Here is a 3,086-nt window from a genome sequence, read left to right as displayed (position 1 = left end):
CTGATCGGCGGCCATCTCATCGGCCCCGACGTCACCGAACTCCTGCCCGAGCTGACCCTGGCCCAGCAGTGGGACCTCACCGTCCACGAGGTCGCGCGCAACGTCCACGCCCACCCGACCCTGGGCGAGGCCGTCAAGGAAGCGGTGCACGGCCTGGCCGGCCACATGATCAACATGTGACGCACCACCCACCCGCTGTCCCCGCTTGCCGGGTCACCTTCGGAATGGAACGGCACCAGCATGAGTACAGGCACTACCCCCGACCGGCCCTCCGACACAGCGGCCCCCGCACCCGGCAAGTTGGGACGCAGCGTCTTCATCGCTACAGTGGCCGCGATCGGCGGCTTCCTCTTCGGATACGACAGTGCCGTCATCAACGGCGCGGTGATCGGTATCCAGCACCATTTCGACGTGTCCTCCGCGGAGACGGGTACGGTCGTCGCCAGCGCGCTGCTCGGCTCCGCCGCAGGAGCGGCCGCAGCCGGACGACTTGCCGACCGGCTGGGCCGACTAAGGGTGATGCACACGGCCGCGGCCCTCTTCGCCGTCAGCTCCGTCGGATCCTCACTCGCACAGTCCGTCTGGGACCTCGGCGCCTGGCGCGTCCTGGGCGGCATCGCCATCGGCCTCTCCTCCGTCATCGGCCCCACCTACATAGCCGAGATCGCCCCGGCCGCGTACCGGGGCCGTCTCGCGTCGTTCCAGCAGGCGGCCATCGTCCTCGGCATCACCGCCTCCCAGCTCGTCAACTGGGGCATAGCCAAAGGCGCAGGAGGCCGCAGTGAGAACCCCTTGGGGCCCCTCGACGCCTGGCAATGGATGCTGCTGGCCGCTGTCGTGCCAGCAGTGATCTACTACGTCCTTACCTCGCGCATCCCGGAATCCCCCCACTTCCTCGTCGCTCGAGGCCGCACCGACGAGGCCCGCCGGGCGGTGGTCGAGGTCCAGGGCACCGAAGCGGACGCCGAGACCCGCCTTGCTGAGATCGGACACGCGCTGCGCAACGCCCACAAACCGCGCGTACGCGATCTGTTCGGTGGTTCCTTCGGCCTCCTGCCGATCGTTTGGGCGGGCATCGGACTCGCTGTCTTTCAGCAGTTCGTCGGCATCAACGTGATCTTCTACTATTCGTCGATCCTGTGGCAGTCGGTCGGTATCGACCAGTCCGGATCCCTGCTGATCAGCCTGTCCACCTCGATCGTGAACATCGTCGGCACCGTGGTCGCGATGCTGTTCATCGACCGGGTCGGCCGCAGGCCGCTTGCCCTGATCGGCTCGGCGGGCATGGCTGTTTCCCTCGCACTGGCATCCTGGGCCTTCTCGTACAAGGCGGGTTCGGGAGACGGCATCTCCATCCCTGACGTACAGGGCACGGTGGCTCTCGTGGCGGCCCACACCTTCGTCTTCTTCTTCGCCGTCTCGTGGGGCGTCATCCTGTGGGTCATGGTCGGGGAGATGTTCCCGCTCGGTGTCCGGGCCGCCGCGATATCCGTGGCGACAGCGTTCAACTGGCTGGCCAACTGGGCTGTCACGGAGAGTTTCCCGAGCATGGCGGACTGGAACCTGTCGGCCACGTACGCCTGCTACGCCGCCTTCGCACTGCTGTCCGGAGTCTTCGTGCTGAAGGTGGTCAGGGAGACCAAGGGCAGGCGGCTGGAAGACATGACGGCGGCTTGACGGTGGTGAGCGATGGCCAGATGTCGGCGCAACACCTGCGGAATCTGCGCCTGAGTCGGCAGGTCCGTGAACTCGCTGCCCCCACAGGGCCTGGGGAATCGGCCGGCCACTAGCTGGCAGCCGTGACAACCTGCGCGGCTCAGGCTTGTCAACGTTGCTGAGTGTTCGCGTCGGCCTCACCGAGACCGACGCGAGCAGATCACTGGTGTCATGTTCAGTGAACCGCTCGCCCTCGTCGGGATGCTCCAGCGGGTGGCCGCAGGCTGACCGACGACATCGCGACGGGACGGGCTCTGTGGCCGATCGCGCCGCGGTCCCCGGGGAGCATGCCTCACCGGCCGGGCGGGGCATAGGCGTTGGAGTCCAGGCCCTCAGGCCAGGACACGGGTGAGAGGGTGCAGTCGATGCTGCGCGCCCGTGTTCACCCGGATCGTCCCGAGGACGTCAGCCGACGGTCCGCTTCTGGCTCGTGGCGCTCGTGCCCGTCAGCTGGACGACCTGTGCTCCGGTCGCCGTCGAGCTGTCCAGACGCCGAGGTGCAGTTCGCTGTTGACGTTGGCCAGCACGAAGACCTTGCCCGTGTAGCTGCCGACCCGGTCGAAAACGAGGACCAGGTCCCGTTGAGGGAGGTGGTGGAGGCGTAGACGTTGTCGTTCAGGCTCCGGCCGGTCAGGTGCGAGGCCAGCAGGCAGTGGACGCCGTTGCTCTTGACCATGGCCGGCGCCTGGTAGCTCGAGCTGCCGGAGTTGCCCAGGATGGCCACGGTGCTCACCACGGACAGGTAGTCGATCGACCTGCTCCCTGAAACGGAACAGACCGGCGTACAGCCCGACTCGTCTGCCGCCACCTGTGGCTTCAGTGGTTGCCGGTCGAGTTCCCCATCGCGGCCAGAAGGCCGGCGAAGATGTTGGGCGCACCCTCAGTTCGCACGTCTGGGGTGGAGTTGCCAGGAGTTCCACGATGTGACCGGCCAGGGCTTCGACGGTGACGTACCGGTCAGTCGCTGTGGCGGGCAATGTCCACGGCGAGGTGTCGGTCGGGGGATCTGCGGAGTTGGCGCGCCAACATCGTTGGTACCCGTGTGTGGTTGCTGTGGTGTGGGTGGCGTGTCACCGCGGTGGGCCGAGGATGACCTGTCCGTACTTCTCGGAGGCTTCGGCCAGTCTCTCGGGTGTGATGGCGAAGTCCTTGGGTCGGGGGGTGGTGATGTCGCGGCCGGCCTGCTGGAACATGCCCTCGATGCCGCCGGGGGTGGTGATCATGAGGAGGTCGGCGGTGTCGGAGGTGATGCGGTAGCCGTGCGGGATGTTCCTCGGCAGGTAGACGATGCCGCCCTCGGACAGCTCCATCTGCTCGTCGCCGAGCCAGAGCAGCGCCTCGCCCTTGATGAGCATGAAGATCTCGTCCTC

2 protein-coding genes and 1 pseudogene are annotated in these 3,086 nt (G+C 67.0%); 2 read left to right on the top strand and 1 reads right to left on the bottom strand.

Going from position 1 to position 3,086, the window contains the following annotated elements; translation table 11 throughout:
* Positions 1 to 180, top strand: a pseudogene (locus ACWD4O_RS48635) (dihydrolipoyl dehydrogenase); the annotation flags it as partial.
* Between the two features lie 60 nt (positions 181 to 240).
* Entirely contained in the window at positions 241 to 1,677 is a 1,437-nt protein-coding gene (locus tag ACWD4O_RS48630; RefSeq protein WP_451289580.1) for a sugar porter family MFS transporter, read from the top strand.
* A 1,109-nt stretch (positions 1,678 to 2,786) separates the two neighbouring features.
* Here the strand turns inward: ACWD4O_RS48630 and ACWD4O_RS48625 are convergent.
* A partial coding sequence (locus ACWD4O_RS48625; RefSeq protein ID WP_451289579.1) for a cupin domain-containing protein occupies positions 2,787 to 3,086 on the bottom strand: 300 nt, incomplete at its 5' end.

It is taken from the genome of Streptomyces sp. NPDC002623, from assembly GCF_053592635.1.
The sequence above is the reverse complement of the archived record's forward strand: the minus strand, read 5'-3'. Positions and strand labels throughout refer to the sequence as shown.

Excerpts from the sequence above, each read along its gene's own strand:
- ACWD4O_RS48630 (WP_451289580.1), top strand. The coding sequence starts at position 241 with ATGAGTACAGGCACTACCCCCGACCGGCCCTCCGACACAGCGGCCCCC.